The 20,678-nt window shown below is 71.2% G+C and carries 17 protein-coding genes and 3 tRNA genes; 10 read left to right on the top strand and 10 right to left on the bottom strand.

Annotation, left to right across the window (positions count from 1 at the left end; all coding sequences use genetic code 11):
• Positions 1-22 precede the first annotated feature (22 nt).
• The 4 genes from ABEA93_RS05985 (at position 23) to ABEA93_RS05970 (ending at position 3,127) form a co-directional block, all read left to right on the top strand.
• The gene (locus ABEA93_RS05985; protein WP_345674215.1) at positions 23-244 is read left to right on the top strand and encodes a hypothetical protein; all 222 of its coding nucleotides are present in this window, start codon (positions 23-25) and stop codon (positions 242-244) included.
• Between the two features lie 614 nt (positions 245-858).
• Positions 859-1,032: a hypothetical protein gene (locus ABEA93_RS05980; RefSeq protein WP_345674214.1), complete on the top strand. Its 174-nt coding sequence runs from the start codon at positions 859-861 to the stop codon at positions 1,030-1,032.
• A 92-nt stretch (positions 1,033-1,124) separates the two neighbouring features.
• Positions 1,125-2,336: a JmjC domain-containing protein gene (locus tag ABEA93_RS05975; protein WP_345674213.1), complete on the top strand. Its 1,212-nt coding sequence runs from the start codon at positions 1,125-1,127 to the stop codon at positions 2,334-2,336.
• Positions 2,258-3,127 (top strand): aldo/keto reductase, encoded by an 870-nt coding sequence (locus ABEA93_RS05970; protein WP_345674212.1) that lies wholly within the window; start codon positions 2,258-2,260, stop codon positions 3,125-3,127. Before ABEA93_RS05975 ends, ABEA93_RS05970 begins: the two co-directional genes overlap by 79 nt.
• On the opposite strand, the gene ABEA93_RS05965 is transcribed toward ABEA93_RS05970, so the two are convergent.
• The 7 genes from ABEA93_RS05965 to ABEA93_RS05935 all read right to left on the bottom strand — a co-directional run bounded on the left by ABEA93_RS05965 (position 3,107) and on the right by ABEA93_RS05935 (position 11,527).
• On the bottom strand, positions 3,107-3,931 hold the full coding sequence (locus tag ABEA93_RS05965; protein WP_345674211.1) for a hypothetical protein: 825 nt from the start codon (positions 3,929-3,931) through the stop codon (positions 3,107-3,109). The genes ABEA93_RS05970 and ABEA93_RS05965 overlap by 21 nt on opposite strands.
• A 939-nt stretch (positions 3,932-4,870) precedes the next feature.
• Positions 4,871-6,706, bottom strand: coding sequence for a relaxase/mobilization nuclease domain-containing protein (locus tag ABEA93_RS05960; protein WP_345674210.1), 1,836 nt, complete (start codon positions 6,704-6,706; stop codon positions 4,871-4,873).
• A 44-nt stretch (positions 6,707-6,750) separates the two neighbouring features.
• Positions 6,751-7,458, bottom strand: coding sequence for a hypothetical protein (locus ABEA93_RS05955; protein ID WP_345674209.1), 708 nt, complete (start codon positions 7,456-7,458; stop codon positions 6,751-6,753).
• A gap of 389 nt (positions 7,459-7,847) precedes the next feature.
• On the bottom strand, positions 7,848-9,035 hold the full coding sequence (locus ABEA93_RS05950) for a DUF2637 domain-containing protein (protein ID WP_345674208.1): 1,188 nt from the start codon (positions 9,033-9,035) through the stop codon (positions 7,848-7,850).
• Between the two features lie 108 nt (positions 9,036-9,143).
• Entirely contained in the window at positions 9,144-9,713 is a 570-nt protein-coding gene (locus tag ABEA93_RS05945) for an ATP-binding protein (RefSeq protein WP_425584833.1), read from the bottom strand.
• Positions 9,714-9,863: 150 nt separating this feature from the next.
• Positions 9,864-10,961, bottom strand: a complete 1,098-nt coding sequence (locus tag ABEA93_RS05940) for a hypothetical protein (RefSeq protein ID WP_345674207.1) — start codon at positions 10,959-10,961, stop codon at positions 9,864-9,866.
• A gap of 287 nt (positions 10,962-11,248) precedes the next feature.
• Positions 11,249-11,527 carry a hypothetical protein gene (locus ABEA93_RS05935; protein WP_345674297.1) on the bottom strand — a complete coding sequence of 93 codons (279 nt, stop codon included), beginning with the start codon at positions 11,525-11,527 and terminating at the stop codon, positions 11,249-11,251.
• A 721-nt stretch (positions 11,528-12,248) separates the two neighbouring features.
• Between ABEA93_RS05935 and ABEA93_RS05930 the strand changes: the two genes are divergently transcribed.
• Positions 12,249-13,862: a tyrosine-type recombinase/integrase gene (locus tag ABEA93_RS05930; RefSeq protein WP_486394013.1), complete on the top strand. Its 1,614-nt coding sequence runs from the start codon at positions 12,249-12,251 to the stop codon at positions 13,860-13,862.
• A gap of 5 nt (positions 13,863-13,867) precedes the next feature.
• On the opposite strand, the gene ABEA93_RS05925 is transcribed toward ABEA93_RS05930, so the two are convergent.
• From ABEA93_RS05925 to ABEA93_RS05915, 3 genes are all read right to left on the bottom strand, one after another.
• A tRNA-Phe gene (locus ABEA93_RS05925) sits at positions 13,868-13,941 on the bottom strand.
• Between the two features lie 40 nt (positions 13,942-13,981).
• Positions 13,982-14,056, bottom strand: a tRNA-Asp gene (locus tag ABEA93_RS05920).
• 81 nt (positions 14,057-14,137) lie between these two features.
• A tRNA-Glu gene (locus ABEA93_RS05915) sits at positions 14,138-14,210 on the bottom strand.
• A gap of 179 nt (positions 14,211-14,389) precedes the next feature.
• Here ABEA93_RS05915 and ABEA93_RS05910 point away from each other — a divergent pair.
• The 5 genes from ABEA93_RS05910 to ABEA93_RS05890 all read left to right on the top strand — a co-directional run bounded on the left by ABEA93_RS05910 (position 14,390) and on the right by ABEA93_RS05890 (position 20,565).
• Positions 14,390-14,731: a metallopeptidase family protein gene (locus tag ABEA93_RS05910; protein WP_345674296.1), complete on the top strand. Its 342-nt coding sequence runs from the start codon at positions 14,390-14,392 to the stop codon at positions 14,729-14,731.
• 220 nt (positions 14,732-14,951) lie between these two features.
• Entirely contained in the window at positions 14,952-15,398 is a 447-nt protein-coding gene (crcB, locus tag ABEA93_RS05905) for a fluoride efflux transporter CrcB (RefSeq protein WP_345674295.1), read from the top strand.
• Complete coding sequence (gene crcB / locus ABEA93_RS05900) at positions 15,395-15,781, top strand: fluoride efflux transporter CrcB (protein WP_345674205.1); 387 nt, start codon at positions 15,395-15,397, stop codon at positions 15,779-15,781. Before crcB (ABEA93_RS05905) ends, crcB (ABEA93_RS05900) begins: the two co-directional genes overlap by 4 nt.
• A 265-nt stretch (positions 15,782-16,046) precedes the next feature.
• Positions 16,047-18,119, top strand: a complete 2,073-nt coding sequence (locus tag ABEA93_RS05895; protein ID WP_345674204.1) for a hypothetical protein — start codon at positions 16,047-16,049, stop codon at positions 18,117-18,119.
• 277 nt (positions 18,120-18,396) lie between these two features.
• A complete protein-coding gene (locus tag ABEA93_RS05890) occupies positions 18,397-20,565 on the top strand; it encodes a DEAD/DEAH box helicase (protein ID WP_345674203.1) in 2,169 nt (722 codons plus the stop codon).
• Positions 20,566-20,678: the final 113 nt, after the last annotated feature.

The raw sequence follows: 20,678 nt of genomic DNA, 5'->3' as shown, positions 1-20,678 counted from the left end.
CGGCCATGAGGTATCGGTGCCCATGCGGTCTCCGAAGCCCTCGGTGCCGCTGGAGCCGTCGCCGGGGCTTTGGGTGCGGCCGGTCAAGGCTGGCATGTACCCCGAGGGCGTGATCCTCTACGTCGTCCGCCGCGGGGAGCTGTGCCTCGTCCAGTGCGAGGAACACGACACCATGCAGCCGTTCGTGGCGGAGCGGGCGCAACTCCACGTCATGTCCGCCGGACCTGAGCCCGATGACACGTGATTCCCGAGACGCGGCGCCCGCCGACACAGAGCACGACCCCCGGGACGCCGAGCCGGCCTCCTCGCTCTGCCGCCAATCGCGGCGATGGCGGCACGGTGCTCACCGCTGGCCGTCGCCGGAGTCGGGCGCGAAGCAACTGGCGGCAATCAACGACGGGCGCCGCTGGGAGGACATTGCCGTCCTGGCGCCGTGCGACGGCTATCCGGGCTGCGGTGGCTACCACCTGGATTGGCCGCAACGCGGTGCCCGGAGGTAGGCGGGAGGCCCTCTTCCTAACCGGCCTGTTGCTCGTCGCGGTGACACAAGTCGCCTGGGAACTGGCGACGCGGTAACCCCCCATGACTGGGGGCGGAGTTGATTTGCAGGGGAGTCACGAGGCGTAGCCCCGGTCGGCCATACCTCGGACCGGCCCGGCTCCGCTCCCGCCAAACGCCCCGCCTGGTCCCCTCCCCCCGTGGGGGATCGGGCGGGGCCGCCAAGACCGAAAGGAACGAACGTGGTCCGGAGCCGTGCGCCGCCGCACCAATTGGGTTCATGCGACGGCACAGCACCACCCATTGGGCTCGAACGACTGCGAGCCCGTCATAGCGCACTGCCAGGAAGGAGCAACCGGAATGAAGGACACCCGCACGGACGTGATCCCCGGCGAGGCCCACCAGGCGTGGACCGTCACGGTCGAGACGCTGGGCAGCGTCCACGACCGCACCGACGCCCACATGTCGGACCCGCCGGCCGACGCGACCGGCGACACCCAGCCCGACGGCGACGGACTCAACCACCCCGAGTGACCAGGGACCGGGCACAACAGGGCTAACGAGGCCGCGCGGGAAACCGCGCGGCCTTGCCCACGCATGACCCCCACCGACGAGGGAGGCACACCATGCGACACCGCCTGATCGAGGCGATCGAGGACGCATTCGGGTGGACCGGGCCCGACCCGCTCGGCCGAGAGTTCGTCCGCGGCACCATCACCGACGAGTCCCTGCTGCCGCGCATCCTGACGCCGACCCGGCTCCTGGAGCTGGTGATGCGCCGCAGTCTCGGCAACCCGCAGGTGCGCATGTTCCGCGCCGGCACCGAGCTGCACCCCAGGGAGTACCTGTCCCCTGCGGGCACGCGGCGAGGACAGAACATCAGCATGGTCAACATGCGCTATCTCGGCGCGCTGCTGACCCAGGGCGCCACGCTGGTCCTCGACGGAACCGACGTATTCGACCCGACCCTTGAAGTCATGTGCCGCGCGGTTCAGTGGTGGACCGACGAACGCGCCCAGGTCAACCTGTACCTCACCACGGCCGAAGCGCAGGGCTTCGGCCTGCATTGGGACGACCACGAGGTCATCGTCGTCCAGCTTGCCGGGGAGAAGTGCTGGGAGGTCCGCGGCCAATCCCGCCGCGACCCGATGTTCCGGGACGTGGGACGCAACGACCAGCCGAGCGAAGACGTGCTGTGGGAAGGCGTGCTGTCCGAGGGCGACGTCATGCACATCCCCCGCGGCTGCTGGCACCGGGCGACCCGCGACGGCTGCGGGAACAACGGCCTCAGCTTCCACATGACCATTGGCATCACGCGCCGCACCGGCGCGTCCTGGATGGAGTCTCTGGCCGAATGGTGCCGCGACGACGAGGTGTTCCGCCGCAATCTGATCCGCGGCGCGTCCGCCGAACAAGCGCAGCAGACGCAGGAACTCATCAAGTCTGCGGCGGAGTTGGCTGCCGAACGTACCCCGGCGGGCTACCTGGATCGGTACATGGTGGACACCGTCGCGGCCCGGCAGGTCCCCTACCTGCCGATGCTCGGGCCGCTGGACGCGGTGGTGTGTACGACCCCAGGCCGGCCTCACGTCCAGGTCCGCAACGGCCAGGTCGAGGCCGCTGCCGCCGGGAAACGGATTTCCCTGGCCGCTGCCGCGGAGGAATCCGTCCGACTGCTCTTGAGTGGTCACCCTGTCCAGCTCAGCGATGTCGACGGCCTGACGCAGGGCCTGGCCAAGCTGCTCGTCGAGGAGGGCATGTGCTCCACGCTGACCCCCGAGTTGTCCTCGGGCTACACCGGTCTCGTCACCAACGCCACACCTTCGAAGCAGCCCTAGACGCGGGGATCACCAGCCTCGACACGGCCCACAGCTACGGCGACTTCACCTCACATGCCACCCTCGCAGCCAGGGCATCGGACCTGCTCCCCCGATTCACCACCCTGTCCACCAAGGTCGGGTTCCTGCCTCGGGGCCGACACACCTTGGACCCGGCGGCGCTGCGCAAGACCATCGAGGAATCCGTCCGGGACCTCGGCCGCGAACCCACCGTGATCCTCCTGCACAACCCGGAACAGTCCCTCCGGAAGCCGGAAGAAGAGCGCACAAGGCTGAACTTCGCCGCCGCGTGCGCCGCCTTGCAGGACGCAGCTTCGGACGGGCTGTGCAGCACCTGGGGCGTGACGTCGTGGGACCCGCGGCCCCTGGTCGAGCTGGGCGACCTCATCGGACCGGTCCCGCCGTTGTTGATGGTCCCGGCCGGCTTGCTCGTCCCGATCGGCGTCCTCGATGCCTCGGACCTGCTCATGGACCGGTGGGCCGTCGACGCCGACCACCGTTGGGGCATGAGCCCGTTCCGGCGCCTCCCCGACGCTCGGGTCTGGGAGCAGATCGACCCTAGGCAGTTCCTGCGCCACGGCAACGGTCACACCCGACTCGCCGCGGCCTTCCGCGTCGCCTACGGCCTGCCGGACGTCGCGGCGGTCGCCGTAGGGTCGGACGATCCTGAGCACATCCGGGACCTGGTGGCGACCCTGAAAACCACACCAGACACAGAACGCCTGGCCGACTACCGGGACGCGCTCCGCGCGCGAATGCGAAGTCGGCCCCTACCGGACAGCGAGGATTGACGCCGCCGCGTGCCGGGCGGGGCCGTAGAGGGGATCGTCATCCGAACCGTAGGCGATGACCTTGGCGAGGGTGAACAGCCGCATCACACGGCCGTCATGGCTCTCCAGATCCTCCCGACGCTCCGCCCACACGCGTGCGGCCAACGACGGCACCGCAAGCGATTCCCCCCACAGCGTTGCCGCGTCCAGCCCTTCGGGTGCCAAGCCCCAGTCTTCCCAGTCGAAAATCATGCAGGCCGGCCCGGCGATGTTCGCCCAGTTCAGATCCGCATGGGCCGCACGCCACGTCCGCACCGACGTGTCACCGGCCTCCGGGAACGCGCGAGCGATCGTCTCGGACACATGATCCTGGTTGACCCTCACCGTGTCGGGCGTCGCGACCCTGGTGGTGGGCTGCACGCGCAACGCATCCATGGACGCGCCGAAGACGCTCCACCACTCCTCGGACAGCCCAGGGTCTGTTAGGAGTCGGCCACCACGTTTCACCGGAGAACCCGGAACGAGATCACACTCGTCCGCGTGCCACATCGCACCGTCAGCGCCACGCCAGGAAGTACTCGCCCGCCACGTCGGCATCGCGACACCCGTGATTGCGGCTGCGGTCTCGACGCCCCACCCTTGGCCGTCGATGCGGGCATCTGGCCGCCGCTCAATACGGACCCAGGTCGTCCGGTCACTGGCGAACCCGATTGAGCGGCGCTTACGAACCACACTTCTGGGGTCGAACTGCAAACCGAGAGCCCGACTCACCCGGTCCAAAACAGCGTCGACGTCGACTCGCCGTAGATCGACCGCTTCGCCCATGGAGCGAATCTACAGGCGCTGGCAGCCTTGCTCTGCGGGGACGAGGGGTGTCAGGAGCACTGACTGCGCCCGTCCCCAGCGTGATCAGCAGGTGCGACTTGACGGTTACCGAGTCGCCGATCAGGCCCGTTCACTTAGTGAACGGGCGCTTGTTCACCGAGTGAATGGTGGCGACGTTCACTTCGTGAACATCGCGACCGCGCCCCCCCATGATCCGCGCGGCCCGTGACACCGGCTGGCCGCAAGCGGTTCCTACTTGCCAACCTGCGCACGCACCAAGACCCGCAGCCCCACCGTGCGGCCCACGACCCTCACGACCAAGTGTGCGAGTTCCGGCAGAAGCATGCCCATGCCCGTCCCCCTTCGTGATCTTCAACTCGGAGACGACCCAGGTCGTGCAGTGGTTCCCCGGATCAACTGGAGGACGAATTCGTGCCCTTGTCCTCCGTCCACCGAGTGGGGAAGGTCAGCACCCCTGGGGACTCAAGTCTCAGCAAAGGACTGGCGGGTGTCGAGGGGCGACTGCACGGTGGCGTTCACTGCGTGAGTGGGGCGTGCGTTCACCGGGTGAACGGGGTCGGCGTTCACCGCGTGAACATCGCGGTGGGATCGGGCCGATCGAGGGCCCGGCTGCGCGTAGGAAGGGGCCGGGTTGGCGTTCGGGGAAGGCAGCCCGTGTTCTTTCGGGTGAAGAGGCAAGACGTTCAGCGAGCGAAAATCTGACGGCGCTTGGTGGTGGCGGCTGTGATGCGGCGGGACGTGCCTTGTGTTCAGTTTCTGAACGCCGGGCGCGTTCAGAAACTGAACGTGCCGCGCGTTCAGACGCTGAACGGGGCTGATCGGAGGCCTGCGGGGCAGAACTCGCGGACTGGTCCCGTAGGGCACAGGTCCGTGTCCCACGGGACCGGAGCTTCGGCGGTGCCTGGTTGGTGTGATCGGTCAGCGTGTCCGGCGGGTATTCGGGTTCGCCGTGGGCGGGGGTGTGGGTCGTCGGGTTCCGGTGCGGGTCGTGGTGGTGGGTTTGCCGGTGCGGCGGCCGTCGGGGTTGTTGCCGCGGCGTGCGGTGGCGGGGGTGGTGCGGGCGAGGCGGTGGATGCGCCAGGTGAGGACTTCGGCGGGGTTGTCGGCGGTGGCGAGTTCGCGGCTGGTGACGGCCTGGTCGACGAGGACGAGCGGGTTGTGGTTGTTGTTGGTGCCGCGGTGGATCGCGGCGGTCAGGGCGGCCATGGCGGGGTCGCTGAGGATGGCTGAGGTGGTGGCCTGGTCGGTGCGTGTGGCCAGGATTCGGTGTGTCACCTGTGCGTACAGGGTGGCGAGCCGCGGGTCGGGTGTGTGCTCGGCGGTGAGTTGCTGTAGCGGCTTCGGGGCAGTTACCCGGTAGGCGGCCCGGAGATGTGCGGCGGCTTGGGCGGCGGCGCGGGCTTGGGCTTCGTGTTTGTTGGCTTGGTGCCAGCGTGTGACAGCGATGACGGCGAGGAGGGCGGTGGCGATGAGGTCGCCGACGACTTCCGCGCCGTTGGTGCGGTTGGTCAGCAGGGTGTCGGTGAGGGCGCGGAACGTCTGCCGGGCGGCGTGGCTGTGGGCGTGGGCGGTGCGGCCGGTGGTGCGGGCTGCGTGCGCGAACGCGTCTGCGGCGTCGCGCAGGTCTTGGCGCGTCTGGAGCGGCATCGGGTGGCCGTGGAGCGCGCCGGGGAGGACGCTGAGGAGTTGGCCGACCGCGGCGCGGTGCGCTGCCGCCACCTCGTCCGGCAGCGCGGCGTCACAGGTAGCGGTTGCCCGGGATGCTCGGGTGCCGCGGGCGTCCTGATCGGCCTTGTGGTTCTCCGCGCGGGTGGGGTCATTCAGGAGGGCGGCGATGCGGTCGAGGTGGGCGGACGCGCAGTCCCATGGGTCGGTCGCGGCCAGGTCGGGCCACCTCTGATCGGTGCTGGAGGAGGTGCCTGTGCTGCCGGTGCTGTCGTCGCCGGCGAGCGGTTCGGCGGTTCCGACACTCGTGAGTTGGGCGTGGAGGTTGGGCCAGGACAGGTCGGGGGCGAGGGTGCGTCCGCCGAACCAGACGGGTTCGCCGGCCGCGTTGCGGTCGTCGGCGAGCGCGAACGCGCAGCCACGGATGGTGCCGTTTGTGTCGCGGTTGGGGCGGGCGAGTACGCCGACGTGGCCGAGCAGGGTGAGGAAGTCGTCGGGGTCGGCGGCGTATGCGGCGGCGGTCCGTACCAGGGTCTGGAGCCGTTTGCGCGGTAGGCGGCCGGTGCGTTCGGCTTTGAACTGCTCGGCCTTGCTCGGCGGTCGGGCCGCGGTGCGGTCGCGTTTGTCGAGGCGGCGCAACCCAAGGTCGCGTTCGATTCTGCGGGCTTCCTTCTGCGCGGCTTTGCCTTCGTGGAAGGGGTGGTACGCCTCGCCGTCGGAGCGGGCGAGGGTGGCGGCGAAGTGGATGTGGTTGTCGTCGTGGCGGACGGCGACCCATCGGCAGAACGGCTCCTCGGAGTCTGGGCCGGGGTCGATCCCGGTCGCGCGCATCAGACGTCGGGCGACCTCGCCCCACTCGGTTTCGGTGAGGGCGCGGTCTTCGGGGGCCAGGCGGACGGACATGTGCCACACGTGCTTGGACGGGGCCTTGTCACCGGCCCGGCGGACCGGCAGGTCGAGCAGATCGGCCAACTCCTTCAAGGTGGCGTTCGGGTCGCGGCCGGGGTCGGGGGCGAAGCCGTCCCAAGACGCGACCAGGTGCGGGTCGGCGTGCTCGCCCCGGCGGCCGGGACCATAGAGGTAGGACAACAGACCGATCGTTCGGTTGCGCTGCTGGTGGACCTGAGGCCGCATCAGGCACCCCTGCCGTCATCGGTACGCGGCGAATCCGCCGGGGGCTGACCGGGATTCCGCCCGCCGGACGGTGCGGCGGACGGCTGAGCGGAAATGCGGGTGGCGGGGTGTGCGGAATGCGGTGCGAGGTGGTCCAGCACTGCGGCGAGCGCGCGGTCGGTGGTGCGGAGCAGCGGGCCGAGCTCGGCGAGGGTGGTGTGGTGCTGTGCGGTAAGTGGATCCGCCGGAATGTCCGCGCCGGACGCAAGGGTGTTCCAGGCGCGGGCGACTTGGTTCATGTTGTGCCCGATCCGGCGCAAGGCGTCGTGCGTGTTTACGACGGCGTTGATCAGCTCGTCGAGTTGGTCGTCGCGGCCGGGTTCGGTCTGCTCGGCGGCGGCGTGGGCGGCGCGCTCCAGCCACGCGGCGGTGCTGTCGTAGCCGTCGCGGGCGGCGGCGTCCTCGAAGTACTGCTTCTCGTCCGGGTGCACGCGGAACTTCAGGGTGGGATTGCGCTGGTTACTGCCGCCGGTGCCGGGGGTGGAGCGGCGGCGTGGGCGCCTGCCGCGCTTGGAGGCGCCGCCCGGGGCGTTCGGCGTGGCCGAGGCACGGCGGCGCACACGCGGCGACACGATCGGCACAGCGGGCTCGACGGTCGGGGCGGACGGGGCGGTTTCGGTGCTCGTGGGCTCGGCGTGGACGGTGTGGGGATCGGTCGGCGGGTGCACGGGAAGGTTGTGGATCGCGTGTGTCGGCTCGGCCGGCGCAATGCCACCCCCTTCCTGCGGCGCCCCGTCACGCCGCTTCTCGCCCTGCTGGGCGGGCTTCGCGACGGAGGTCCCTTTGGGGCCTCCAAGCGACCACCTTGCTCCCCCCGTGGAGGTCGAACCCGCGTAGCCGGCAACGGGGTTCGCCTCGGGAACGTCGGCCGCCGACACGGTCGGGCGGGTCGCCGCGACTGGCGGAGACGTGGGAGTGACGAATCGGGTTTGGGGGTTGGTGGTGCGGGGCGTGGTGGGGTCGGGCACGGGCTTCCTGGAGTGATGTGGATGGGGAGGGTTAGCGGGGCTGCCGCCGTGTGAGAGGGCGGCAGCACGACGCGGGTGTGGTGGCAGGGTCAGGCCGCGGACGGCGCGGCGGAGCCGTTGCCGCTCTCGATTACGCCTTCGTTGTCGCTGTGGGTCTCGGCGGTGGTATCGGGTGTGGGGGTTTTGAGGCGGCGGACGATGTCGGCGAGGCGGGCGCCGCTGATGGGCAGGTTCTGGTCGCGGATGGCTTGTTCGACGGTGTCGCGGGTGACGGGTTTGCCTTGGTCGAGGGTGGCGGCGCGGCCGATCGCGGTGAGCGTGTCCAGGTCCGCACCCGGCGGCCGGCCCCGGCGCGCGGCTGGCCGCGTTGCCGCGGCGGTGGATTCCGCACGCTGACCCATGCCGTGTTCCGTCCCGGGTTCGGTTTCGGGGCGGGCGGCAGCCTCCGTTTCGGGTGTGGTGGGCGGGTTGCTGTACGGATCGGCCAGCGGTTGGGTGTGCGGTTTTGTGTGCGTGCTGTGCGGATTAGCGGGATCGGGGCCGTCCGCTGTACGGATCTCGGTCGTCGCAGACACGGGCTGGCCAGGCACCGCGACGTCCGGATCACGGTCGGGACTTCCGTTCGGCACGGCGGTGTCCTGCGCGACCAGCACGGTTCCGGTGGGCTCGGTAGCCGGGGTGCCGTCCGAGGTCGGCTCGTGGTCGCGGGCGGCGTCTTGCAGTTCTTCGTACCCCCGGGCGAGGGGTCCGCGCGTGGTCTGCGGAGGCCGGGTGGATGCATCCGGGGCAGGTGCGGTCGTGGTGGTTGCTTTGGTGTGGCGGGTGATGAGGGTGTGGAGGTGGGCGGCGGCGGCCAGGGCGAGTGGTGCGCAGGCGGCGAGGACGCCGACGGTGTCGCTGCCGAGTTCCAGGTCCGGGCGGGTGTCGCTGTGTGTGTCTGGCGCGGGGGTGAACGGGGCTTGGTTGAGGAGGACGGCGTGCAGGACGTTGGCCCAGATGCTGACGCCGGTGGCGGTGGCCAGCAGGAGCCACACGTAGGCGCGTGCTGCGAGTGGGGCGTTGCGCAGGACGATCAGGGCGCGGATGGAGTAGGCGGTGAACCCGTCGAGGATGAGCGGGAACAGCCACGTCAGGCCCGGGCGGATGTGGGCGGCGGCGGCCATCTGCCGCAGGGCGTCGAGGGAGAGGACGAACCCGGCGAGGCCGAGGCCCGCGACGGCGGCGCGGTCCAGACGCGCGGAGCCGCTGTCCGGCGCCGTGGTGGAACGTGAAGGCATGGAGCGGCTGTTCCTTCGAGCAAGGGGCGTGGGGGCGCGGAGGCAGGGCAGGCTGGGGCGCCGCGCTCCGGGGTGGCGCGGCGCCCGGTCGTGGGCCTGCGGGCCCGGTTAGGTGGTGCGGCGGCGGTCGGGGCCGTCGAGGATGGCGCGCTGGGTCATCTCCGCAAGGCGGGAGGTGATGCGGTCGCCGAGGGTCTCGCGGATCCGCGCGATGGGCAGGTTGGTGGTGAACAGGGTGGGGAGCAGGTGTTCGTAGCGGTGGTTGACCAGCCGGTACGTCAGCTCCTCCGTCCACTCCGACGGTTTCGCGGCGCCGAGGTCGTCGAGGATCAGCAGCGGCGTCCGCGCGATCCGGCGCAGTTCGCCCTCGGTGTCGTGCCCCGCACGGGGACGCAGGCTGGCGTGCAGGTCAGCGGCGGTCGTCGCCTGCCAGCCGAGCCGGACTCCGGCGAGCAGCAGGCTGCGGAGCGCGCCGTAGGCCTGGTGGGTCTTGCCAGTGCCGGTGGGGCCGGCGATCAGAAGCGACGGCCCGGTGGCGACGCCCAGGCGGCCTCCCGGCCCGCGGGTGGCTTCCACGCTGACGCGGTCGACCCAGGCGGTCACATCGGGGTGGTCGGCGACCGCACCGCGGAACCGGGGTGGGATCCGGGCGTCGGCGAGCGCGAGCGCGTCGTTCAATACGTCCCCGGTTTGGCGCGCCTGGCTCGGGATCGTGTGTGGTGGCGGGGTCGATGCCGCGTGCGGTGAGGAGCCGCTGCATGCGCCCGGCCAGCCCTTTGCCGACTGGCAGAGGGCCCGCACCGGCCCTGGCGGCGGTCGCGGTGGTGCTCACAAGTCACCGCCGTACGCGGCCTGGACGTCCGCCGGGTTGGTCCACCCGCGATACCCGACTGCCCCGGCCGGGGAGACCGTGCCAGGCGGGCTGGCGTTCATCGCCTCGTTGACCGCGCTGGCCAGCGTGCTGGGGTGCAGACTGCGCTCGGCGAGGCGCGCGAGGCCGACGGCGATGTGAGCCGGGTCGATGCCCTCGTCGAGCAGGGCGCGGACTTCCCGGCCGACCTGGCCGAGCACCCGCTCGGGCGGGCGGTGGGCGTGCAGCCGCACGTACTTGGCGACCAGGTCCTGTGCCGATGCGGGTGTTCGGTTCTCGGCGACCGTCGCGCAAGTGGTGCGTGGTGCGGGCGCTTCGCGCCCCGCCGGAGGCACTGATCCCTTTCCTAGGTCCATGGTCCTAGGTCCTAGATCCGGACGTCGAGGGCTCGTCGAGGGTTCACCGAGCCCTCGTCGAGGATTCGACGAATCCTCGACGAATGCCCTTTGGCCTGCGGATATGACCGTTCCGTCGAGGTTCGCGGTGTCCTCGTCGAGGGTTCGACGAGGATTCGCTGACCTCTCGTCGAACCCTCGGTGAGTCCTCGACGAGTCTTCGACGAATGCTCGGTGAGGGCTCGTCGCGACTTCGTCCGAGTTCCCGGCCGGAGGTGAGGCCAGGTGTGGCGCCGGGGTCGGCGCGGCCTGGATGGTGGTGTGCGGGGTCGTGCGGGTGCAGGTGTTCTTGCAGACCGTGCAGCCGCTCGGGGTGGGGTGCGAGGGGCAGGCCGGGATCCGGGAAGTACTGGGCCGGTCGATCTTCTGGTGGCGGTCCCAGCCGGTGATGTGGAGGTAGGGCTTGCCGTCGCAGCCGGTGTACCGGCAGATCACCCCGGCGGCGGCGAGCTGGCCGAGGTCGTCCTCAACGCCGAGGGCGGTGTGCTCGGGCCGCAGGACCCACAGCAGGCCGGCGATGACCGCCGGGTGGTCGCGGAACCGGCCCCGGTCGTCCGCTTGGGTCAGCAGGCCGACGAACGTCCGCTCAGCGGTCAGCGACACCGACGCGAGGTCCTCGGAGGTGAACAGCTCCGGCTTGATCGTGCGTATACGTGCCACGGTCACCGCCCTGCCTTCGCAGCCGACGGCGAGCCGGATGCGGCGAGATGCGGAGATGCGATGAGCGCGCGTGAGCGCGTAGGGTGCATGGAGATCTCCTGATCCCGTGGCCCGAGGCTTTCCAGGGCGATGGCCACGCAGGTGTGTGCAACCCTCGGCGTTCGCGCGCCGAGGGTTTTCGCATGTCAGAGGGGGTCGCCGCGCCTTGGTGGCGCGGCAACCCGGACACTACGAGCACCCCTCGCACAAGTCCAACGGACTGTCTGGCGAGGGGTACTGACACAGGATCAGGCGGCGCGAAGCCCCGGCTTCCGGCCGTCGAGGGGGCGCGGAGATGCGCCCGCGGCACCGCCGCTGGGCGCCATTGGCACGGCGTCGGCGGCGCTCAGGATGCGGACCATGTCCGCGGTCACCACCCGGTAAGCGCGCCCCACCCGCAGAACCCGACACGGGTAGTCGTCCAGCTTCGCGAGTTCATAGCCCTTGCTGCGAGACAACCCGAATGCCCGGTTCGCGACGTCCAGCTTCACCACGGTCGGCAATGACCGAAGTTCTTCCCATGACATGCCCTGCCCTGGCGAGGGGGCGGCCTCGGCCTGAGGAGTCAGTCCGGCGCGGCTTTCGGGCCAGGCGCCAGGCTCGGCCGCGGACTGGGGAAGGTGGCGAGGGCCGGCAAGGTCGGCGGGACGGATGGTCAAGCGCATCTCCGGAGGCAGGGGACAGGACGTAGGCGGTAATACGGCGGAGGAAAGGCGCCCGGGGTTTGCGGCCTCGGAAACCGATCCACGGAATTGATCGTTCGGGGCCGCGAAAAGGTTTCACGATTTCGGTGTGACGACGATCACATTTCGAACGCCGGGAAATGGTAGACAGCCCACATCGGGAATTCGCCATGAAGCCGTGCGGCCAGACCGACACACGACCGCGGCATGGTCGCGACACGGGGTCGCGGGCCACGGGGCGTGGACGATGAGCTGCACGCCAACCGCTCCCTGTGACGCACCGGCGCAGCCAGCCTGTCATCACGTAGCTACGCCACCAGAGCGCACTGGCCTGCGAAGACAGCACGCCGCTCCCCCACTCGCCGCAATGACCGCCTCATGATCGCCCAGGCGCCCAGTTCGACGGTGAAGCCACCGCTCCACATGTGCCGGGGGATGCTTCGTTGTCCGTACGAGTCCGCCCCGTCCCGGGAAATCCACGGCCATTTGCTGCCCCTCGGAAACGATGCTAAGAACAACGCCCTCCGGCAATTCGCCGGTGTTTTCCCCGAACGAAAGGGCGTACGTGAAAGGCTCTACCACCCGTCGCTGCGGCTGCCGTAATCCCGAGACCGGGCAGAAATTCGGCTCCGCCTGCCCGAAACTCGGGCAGCGAGGCCACGGCCGTTGGGCAGTCCGCCAGGAGCTGCCGGCCGACGCGGAAGGGAACCGGCGCCAGTTCCGCCGCCAAGGCTTCGACACGGGCCCCAAGGCGCAGGCCGTGCTGGACCATGTCCGCGCGCTGCTCGCGATCCCCGACGCCGACGACGAAGAAGGCCGCCGCGCAACCGGCGACCTGCTTGAGCGAATCTCGGCCGAGGGCTCGGAGTTGCCGGACCTGGAGGAGACGACGCGCCGCTTCCGGGCCGGTGCCGACATCACCCGCCGCAGCACCGTCGGCGAATGGCTCGACGAGTGGATCGCGGGCAAGAAGGGCTCGGCCGCGACGCTCAAGAACTACGAGATCGACATCCGGAAGCACCTCAAGCCCCGGATCGGCCACGTCCGGCTCGACCGCCTGCGGGTCAAGCACCTCTCGGAGATGTTCCAGGCCATCGCCGACCGCAACGAGGAGATCGTCGCGAACAACCTCCTGCGCCGTCAGGCCGTCGCGGAGTTGGAGGAGATCCCGTGGAAGGGCGCGGACGCTCGGTCCCGCCGCAAGGCGCTCAAGGCGCGGATCGCGGCCATGCCGCCGTTCGAGCGGGTGGTGAATCCGACTACCCGTCAGCGGATACGGGCGACGCTTCGGGGGGCGCTCAACGCGGCCATCGCCCAGCAAATCATCACGTTCAACCCGGCGGCCCACGTCGAGATGGACCCAGCCAAGCGCCCGAAGCCGGTGCTGTGGACCGCAGCGCATGTCGACCGGTGGCGAGCGACAGGCGAGCGGCCCTCGCCAGTGATGGTCTGGACCCCGGAACAGACCGGCCAGTTCCTCGACTTCGTCGCCGAGGACCGGCTGTACGCCCTCTGGCACCTCATCGCGTTCCGCGGCCTGCGACGCGGCGAGGCCTGCGGCATCCGCAAGGGCGACCTCGACATGGACGCCAGGACCTTGTCGGTCGCCAAGCAGCTCATCGTCGACGGCTGGACCGTCGTCGAGAGCGATCCAAAGAGCGACAGCGGCATCCGAACGATCGCCCTCGACGCCGAGAGCGTCTCAGTCTGCCGATCGCATCTCGCCCGGCAGTCAAAGGAGCGTCTCAAGTGGGGCGGCGCCTGGGAGGACACCGGCCGCCTCTTCGCGAAAGAAGACGGTTCCTGGCTCCACCCAGGCTGGGTCTCCGAGCGATTCGAGAAGCTCGTCGTCGACTCGGGCCTGCCGCCGATCCGGCTGCATGACCTACGTCACGGAGCCGCCACGCTGATGCTCGCCGGCGGCGCGGACATGAAAGTGGTGCAGGACACCCTCGGCCACGCCACGATCGTGCTGACCGCCGACACGTACACGAGCGTTCTCCCCGAGGTGGCTCGCGCCGCAGCCGAGAACGCGGCCCGGCTCGTCCCCCGCGGGCGCACCACCCCGCCCGGGCACACCACGGGCACACCAGCCCCCAACAACAAAGAAGCCCCGCAGTCGAAGGTGATCGACTTCGGGGCTTATCCGCAGTTCAGCGGGGGTACTTCGAGCTTCTAACCGAGTGGCCAGGGGCGGGGTCGAACCGCCGACCTTCCGATTTTCAGTCGGACGCTCGTACCAACTGAGCTACCTGGCCTGGATATTGGACGATCCGCCTTGCGGCGGATCGTTCCAAGCGGTCCTGACGGGATTTGAACCCGCGGCCTTCACCTTGACAGGGTGACGAGCACTCCAAACTGCTCCACAGGACCTTGATTCACTTGTGTGGGCCGGTTGTTCCTTCCGACCCGGTGTTGCTTCACTCTACCGTACTGGCTGTCCGGCTTCGTTCGTGCCCCCAACGGGATTCGAACCCGTGCTACCGCCTTGAAAGGGCGGCGTCCTAGGCCACTAGACGATGAGGGCTTTGCGGCCGTCCGGCGTCTTGTTGCCGTCGGGGACGGTCAGAACTATACGGGGTGATCCGCCGGAACAGCAAAACGGATTCCGGGGCCCTCTCGGGGTGCCTCGCGACCACCCCGAGGCAGCGGCCCGGCGCGTGTCCGGCGGGCGGTCCGGGCGCGCAGAATGGGGGCGTGCTGGAGATGTCGCGGGAGGAGTTCGAGGAGCTGGTCGCGGAGGCCCTCGACCGGATCCCACCCGAGCTGACCGCCCTCATGGACAACATCGCGATCTTCGTCGAGGACGAGCCGGACCCGGCCGGGCCGGAGCTGCTCGGCCTGTACGAGGGGATCCCGCTCACCGAGCGCGGGGACTGGTACGCGGGCGTGCTGCCCGACCGCATCACGATCTACCGGAACCCGACGCTCCGGATCAGCGAGACGTACGAGCACGTGGTCGAGGAAGTCGAGATCACGGTCGTGCACGAGATCGCCCACCACTTCGGCATCGACGACGAGAGGCTGCACGAGCTTGGGTACGGGTGACGAGGCCGGCGCCGAGGACGCGACGGGGGTGACGGGGCCTGCAGCACGGGACGGCCGCCGGTCCGGGGACGCAGCCGGGGCAGGCGCTCCGGACCGGGCACCGGAACCCGGCGCGGCCGACGCGGCCGACGACGGCGCCCTCCCGGACCACCGGGAACATCCGGACCGTCCGGACCACCCGGCACACCCCCATGCCTACCCCGAGCCCGTCGACCCCGACATCGACTTCGACGGAACCCTCCCCACCGTCGGGCTCCCCGCGATCGTCGCCGTGGTCGCGCTGGGCGGGGCGATCGGAGCCTCTGCACGGTTCGGCGCGGGGCGGCTGTGGCCCACCGCGCACGGGGCGTTCCCGTGGACGACGTTCGCGGTCAACGCGGTCGGCTGTGCGGTGATCGGGGTCTTCCTGGTGGTCGTCACCGAGCTGTACCAGGCCCACCCGCTGGTCCGGCCGTTCTTCGGGACGGGCGTATTGGGCGGCTTCACCACGTTTTCGACGTACGCCGTCGACATCGAACGCCTCGTGAAAGCCGATCGTCCCGCGACCGCCGTCGCCTATCTGGCCGGCACCCTCGTCACCGCACTCGTGTGCGTGTGGGCCGCGGCGACCGCCATCCGGCGGTTCGCGGCCCGGCATACCGGGGCGCAGTCGGGAGTGGCCGCGTGACGTGGCTGATGGTGATCGCGGGGGCCGTGGTGGGCGCTCCGGCGCGGTATCTCGCGGACCGGGCCGTGCAGGCCCGGATGCGCGAGCGCGGGGCCGGGGAGTTCCCGTGGGGGACGCTGCTGGTCAACGTGTTCGGCTGCCTCGTGCTCGGGACGCTCACCGGGGCGGCGGCCGCGGGCGCGGCGTCGTCGAACGTCCAACTGCTGGTCGGGACGGGCTTTTGCGGGGCGCTCACGACCTACTCGACGTTCTCGTTCGAGTCGCTCCGGTTGGCCGAGGACGGGGCCCGCGGCGCCGCGCTCGGGAACGTGGCGCTGAGTCTCGCGGCGGGCATCGCCGCGGCGTTCGCCGGCGTCGCCCTCGCCGACGCGATCTGGGGCTAGGGCGACGCGCCACGTCTGTCGCGACGGCCACGCGCACCGGCCCACAGACACACCAACCCACCGGCATCGGTCCGCCCTCGCCGACCTACGCCGCACCGGCCCACCCGCACGGGCCGGGGCGGATCCGCGCCCGTCACTCGATCCGTCGATTTGTGGGGTTGACGACCATCTCACCCGTGCGAGTGATGCGGGTGGCCGGAAGGGTTCGTGCCTCCCGCCGCCGCCAAGGATCCTGACACCGATTCAGGGCGCGCGGAGGGGCCACATGGGCGAGGACGTCAGGGGGGCACGCGAGTTCGAGGAACCGGCCTTCCCGCACGAGGCACGGCTCCGTGCGGAACCCCCGTTGCGCGTCGGCACGTGGACGGAGTCCGGCAGGCCGGACGACCCGCCCCACGACGACTCCCGCGAGCGCCGGCGTGACGGCCGGACCGACGAACCGCGGAGTGGTGGGCACCGCGGCGAACACCACGGCGACCGCCGCACGGAACACCGCGGCCACGCGGACCGAAGCAGCTCCGGCGGCCCCGGCCCGTCCGCACCGGACGACGACCTCGGTCCGGAGCGCATGGTCGCCGCCGCGGTCCCCCGGGCCCGCGGCGCGCTGCGCGTGCCGCCCGGCGAGGACGGTCCGCCGGTGGTCGACCCGGACGAGGAGGCCGAGACGACCGTCCGGCTCGTGAAACTGCGCCCCCGGGCGGTGATCACCGGCACGGTCGAGGAGTCCCCCCGGGACACGCGCGCCACCCGGGACGGCCGCGAAGCAGCCGACGTCCCGGGCCCGCGCGAGCCGCGGGACACGGCATGGAGCCCCCACCGGAGCACGCCGGGCCCGTCGGGCATGTCGGATACATCGGACACATCCGGCAGCGACCCCGCGGTGGATCCGTCCGAGCACTCCGCGCCCTCGGCGTCCCCGTGGACGACGGCACCCGAGCCGCCCGCGGAACCCGTCGCCGATACGCCCCCCGCACCCGGCCCGAGGTCCGCCGCCCGGACCGGCACGCCTCACCCCGACGCCCCGGCGGCCTTCCTCGGCCGCGGCACCGCCCGGTCCGCCCCGTCCGACCCGTCCGACCCCGCATCCGGCGACTCCTGGGGCGTCGCCCCCACCCCCGTCGCGGACGACCACGCGGGCTTCGGCGGAGGCATGGGCGGGGGTTTCGGCGGAGGCCTCGGCTTCGGCACTTACGCCCCCGGCGCCACCTACGACCCGGCGCCCTATCCGCCCATGGCCTGGTTCCGGGAAGCGGCCTCGGCACCGATGCCGACGCCGACGCCCATCCCCTCCGCCGACCACCCCGCCGATCCGCACCAAGGTCCCTGCGACAGCTCCGCGCTGGAGCCGGTAGGCGTCCAAAAGCCCTGCGCCGCCTTGGAGTTACGCCGCGGCCGGCACGGCACCGACAGCCGCGGCGAACTCGAACCGGTCCGGGCCGAGACTCCGCCGGCAAACGAAGTCCGCACCGTTCGAAGCCCGTTCGAGGTCATGCTGATCCTGGCCGCGCCCGCGCTGGCCTTGTTCGCCCTGCTGTACTACTTCGGCTGGGCCCGCAGCGCCGCGATGGCGGACTTCCTCGGCTTCGACGAGGACGTGCTCGGCTTCACCACGAAGGAGTACCTGCTCCGCAGCGTCGACACGCTGTACAAACCGATGCTCGCGGTCGTCGGCGTGCTGCTCGCGGCCCGCATGGCGCACCCGTACATCCTCGTCCCGCTCCGCCGGCACCGCCGGGCCGCGGCGTTCGTGAGCCGGTTCCTGCGCTGTGCATGGCTGCTGATCCCGGTGGCGACGTGGGCGGCACTGTTCCGGTGGCCGGGGCATCGGCCGCAGTTCTGGCCGCTGCTGCTTCCGTTGGCGCTGGCCGCGGGCGTGCTGGTGACGGCGTACGGCGTGCTGCTGTCCCGCCAGGTCGGCACGCATCGCCGCGCGACGGGAATGGGCGTGCGCCCGTGGTCGTTGTCGGTGGTGCTGACTTCGGCCGCGGTGGTGCTGTGCCTGTTCTGGGCACTGGGCGCTTACGCACAGGCGGACGGGCAGGTGGCGGCGCTGCGCATGGTCAAGCAGCTGCCGACGCGCACCGCCGTCGTCGTGTACTCCGCGGACGACCTGCGGGTCGCCGCCGACCAGGGGGTGACCGTGGACGTGCTCACGGGAGCCGATTCGCCGTACCGCTACCGGTACGCGGGTCTGCGCCTGCTGCGGCGCGCGCACGGCCGGCTGTATTTGCTGCCGGACCGCTGGTCGTACGACCGGCCCCGGCTGGTCGTGGTGCGGGAAGGCTCCGGCGTGCGGGTCGACTACCTGCGGGCCCGGCCCTTTCCGCCGGCCTCCTGAGCGGGGTGAAACCGCAGGTCGGCAGGGGTGTCACCGGTCCCGTACCGGAACGGCCGGCGGTCCCGGCGGCCAACGGGGGCCGTGGCGTCCTGTAGTCTGATAGATCGCTCGTGTTCATCTCCGGACGTCGGCTCGAAAGCGCGACGTCTCCCAGGCTCGTTCAGGTGCTCAGCAGAAGGTCGCGGTGACATGCGACCGGTTCCGGGCTGCGGACCTCCGACGTGCCGTATTCGGAAGGTTCTGCATGCCCCCGCTGTCCCATGACTCTGTCACGCCCATGCCCGTGGACGCCGACACCGACGAGGCGGTCGTGACGACCGCCGACACCGCCGCCGAAGGCGCGGCGGACGCGGCCGCCGAGGCCGAGACCGCCTCGACCGAAGCCGCCGACACCTCGGCCGACGCTTCCGTCGACGCCGAGACCGACGAAGAAGCCGGCGCGGAAGCCGGCGCCGACACCGACGCCGCGGACGAAGAGTCCGACGACGACAACGCCGAAGCCGACACCGAAGACGACGCCGAAGCCGAGGCCGAAGAGGCCGCCGAGCCCGTCGTCTCCGGCCCCACGTTCGCCGAGCTGGGCGTGCCGGACGCGCTCGTCGAGGCGCTCGACCGCCGCGGCGTCCGCAACGCCTTCCCGATCCAGGCGGCCACCCTGCCGGACGCGCTGGGCGGGCGGGACATCCTCGGCCGCGGCCGCACCGGCTCCGGCAAGACCCTCGGCTTCGGCCTGCCCACGCTGACCCGGCTGCGCGGCCGCAAGGCCCGCGCGAAGCGTCCGCTGGCGCTGGTGCTGGTGCCGACCCGCGAACTGGCCATGCAGGTGCACGACGCGCTCGAGCCGTACGGCCGGGTGCTCGACCTGCGCATGAAGGTGGTCTGCGGCGGCATGTCGATGCCGCGCCAGATCATGGCGCTGGAGCGCGGCGTCGAGATCCTCGTCGCCACCCCGGGCCGTCTCCAGGACCTGGTCGACCGCGGCGCGTGCCAGCTCGACGCGATCGAGATCGCGGTCCTCGACGAGGCCGACCAGATGGCCGACATGGGCTTCCTGCCCGAGGTCTCCGCGCTGCTCGACCTGGTTCCGGCCGGCGGCCAGCGGATGCTGTTCTCCGCGACGCTGGACAACGGCGTCGACGCGATCGTCCAGCGCTACCTGACCGACCCGGTCACGCACTCGGTCGACCCGCACGCGTCGTCCGTCACCACGATGACGCACCACGTCTTCACCGTGCAGCCGAAGGACAAGGTCTACGTCACGGCCGCCATCGCGGCGCGCCGCGGCCGCACCATGGTCTTCGTCCGCACCAAGTTCGGCGCCGACCGGGTGGCCGCGCAGCTGCGCGAAGCGGGCGTGCGCGCCGAGGCGCTGCACGGCGGCATGACGCAGGGTGCGCGCACCCGCACGCTGGCCGAGTTCAAGGAAGGCCAGACGCCGGTGCTGGTCGCCACGGACGTCGCCGCGCGCGGCATCCACGTGGACGGCATCGACCTGGTGCTGCACGTCGACCCGGCGGGCGACCCCAAGGACTACCTGCACCGCGCCGGCCGTACCGCCCGCGCGGGCGAGGCGGGCGCGGTCGTGACGCTGGCGCTGCCGCACCAGCGCCGGTCGGTGGACCGGCTCATGGAGGCCGCGGGCGTCGAGCCGGAGCGGATCCGGGTGACCGGCAGCGGCGACCCGGAGATGCGCCGCATCACCGGTGCGCGCACGCTGTCCGAGGTCAAGGCGCAGTCGGTCGCCGACGCCGCGGTCGCGGCCGAGGAAGAGGCCGAGCGTCTCGCCGCACGGATCATCGAGCTGAAGGCCAAGGCGGCCGAACTGCGCCGCAAGGCCGTGGAACTCGCCGAGTCGGCGAAGCGCGCGGAGGCGGAGGAGAAGTCCCGTCCGCCGCGCGAGCGTTCGTACGACCGTGGTGACCGTGGTGACCGTGGTGACCGCGGCGAGCGTCGCGGTGGACCGCGTGGCGAGCGTTCGTACGACCGCGGCGACCGCGGTGAGCGTTCGTACGACCGGGACCGCGGCGAGCGCGGCTCCTACGGCCGCGACCGCGACGAGCGCGGCCCGCGCCGCGACGACCGCCCGTCCTATGGCGAGCGCACCTACGGCGGCGACCGTCCGCGCCGCGAGGGCGGTTTCCGCGACGGCGGCCGCCCGGCGGGCGGCGGCGGCTTCAGCCGCGACCGGCACGAGGGCGGCGGCTTCCGCGGCCCGCGTTCGGACCGGGGCGACCGTCCGGCGTACGGCGACCGCCCGCGCGGTGACCGTCCGCACAGCGACCGCCCGTACAACGACCGGCCCTACAACGACCGGCCGCGCGGGGAGCGTCCGTCGTACGGCGAGCGCTCCTACGGCGAGCGCTCGTACGACCGCGGTCCGCGCCACGACCGGCACGACGGTCCGCCGCGCCGCGAGGGCGACCGCAAGCCGCGCTGGAAGAGCTGACGGCTGACGGCTGACGGCTGACGGCTGACGGCTGACGGCTGACGGCCGGCAACACGAACGGCGGTGGGGCCGTTCCGGAGACCATCCGGAACGGCCCCACCGCCGTTTTCGCT

This window comes from Yinghuangia aomiensis (assembly GCF_039542225.1).
GTDB lineage: Bacteria > Actinomycetota > Actinomycetes > Streptomycetales > Streptomycetaceae > Yinghuangia > Yinghuangia aomiensis.
The sequence above is the reverse complement of the archived record's forward strand: the minus strand, read 5'-3'. Positions and strand labels throughout refer to the sequence as shown.

Bases quoted from the DNA above. Each gene is read 5' to 3' on its own strand.
- ABEA93_RS05985 (WP_345674215.1), top strand. From the start codon at position 23: ATGCGGTCTCCGAAGCCCTCGGTGCCGCTGGAGCCGTCGCCGGGGCTT.
- ABEA93_RS05980 (WP_345674214.1), top strand. From the start codon at position 859: ATGAAGGACACCCGCACGGACGTGATCCCCGGCGAGGCCCACCAGGCG.
- ABEA93_RS05975 (WP_345674213.1), top strand. From the start codon at position 1,125: ATGCGACACCGCCTGATCGAGGCGATCGAGGACGCATTCGGGTGGACC.
- ABEA93_RS05965 (WP_345674211.1), bottom strand. From the start codon at position 3,931: ATGGGCGAAGCGGTCGATCTACGGCGAGTCGACGTCGACGCTGTTTTG.
- ABEA93_RS05950 (WP_345674208.1), bottom strand. From the start codon at position 9,035: ATGCCTTCACGTTCCACCACGGCGCCGGACAGCGGCTCCGCGCGTCTG.
- ABEA93_RS05935 (WP_345674297.1), bottom strand. From the start codon at position 11,527: ATGTCATGGGAAGAACTTCGGTCATTGCCGACCGTGGTGAAGCTGGAC.
- ABEA93_RS05910 (WP_345674296.1), top strand. From the start codon at position 14,390: ATGTCGCGGGAGGAGTTCGAGGAGCTGGTCGCGGAGGCCCTCGACCGG.
- ABEA93_RS05895 (WP_345674204.1), top strand. From the start codon at position 16,047: ATGGGCGAGGACGTCAGGGGGGCACGCGAGTTCGAGGAACCGGCCTTC.
- ABEA93_RS05890 (WP_345674203.1), top strand. From the start codon at position 18,397: ATGCCCGTGGACGCCGACACCGACGAGGCGGTCGTGACGACCGCCGAC.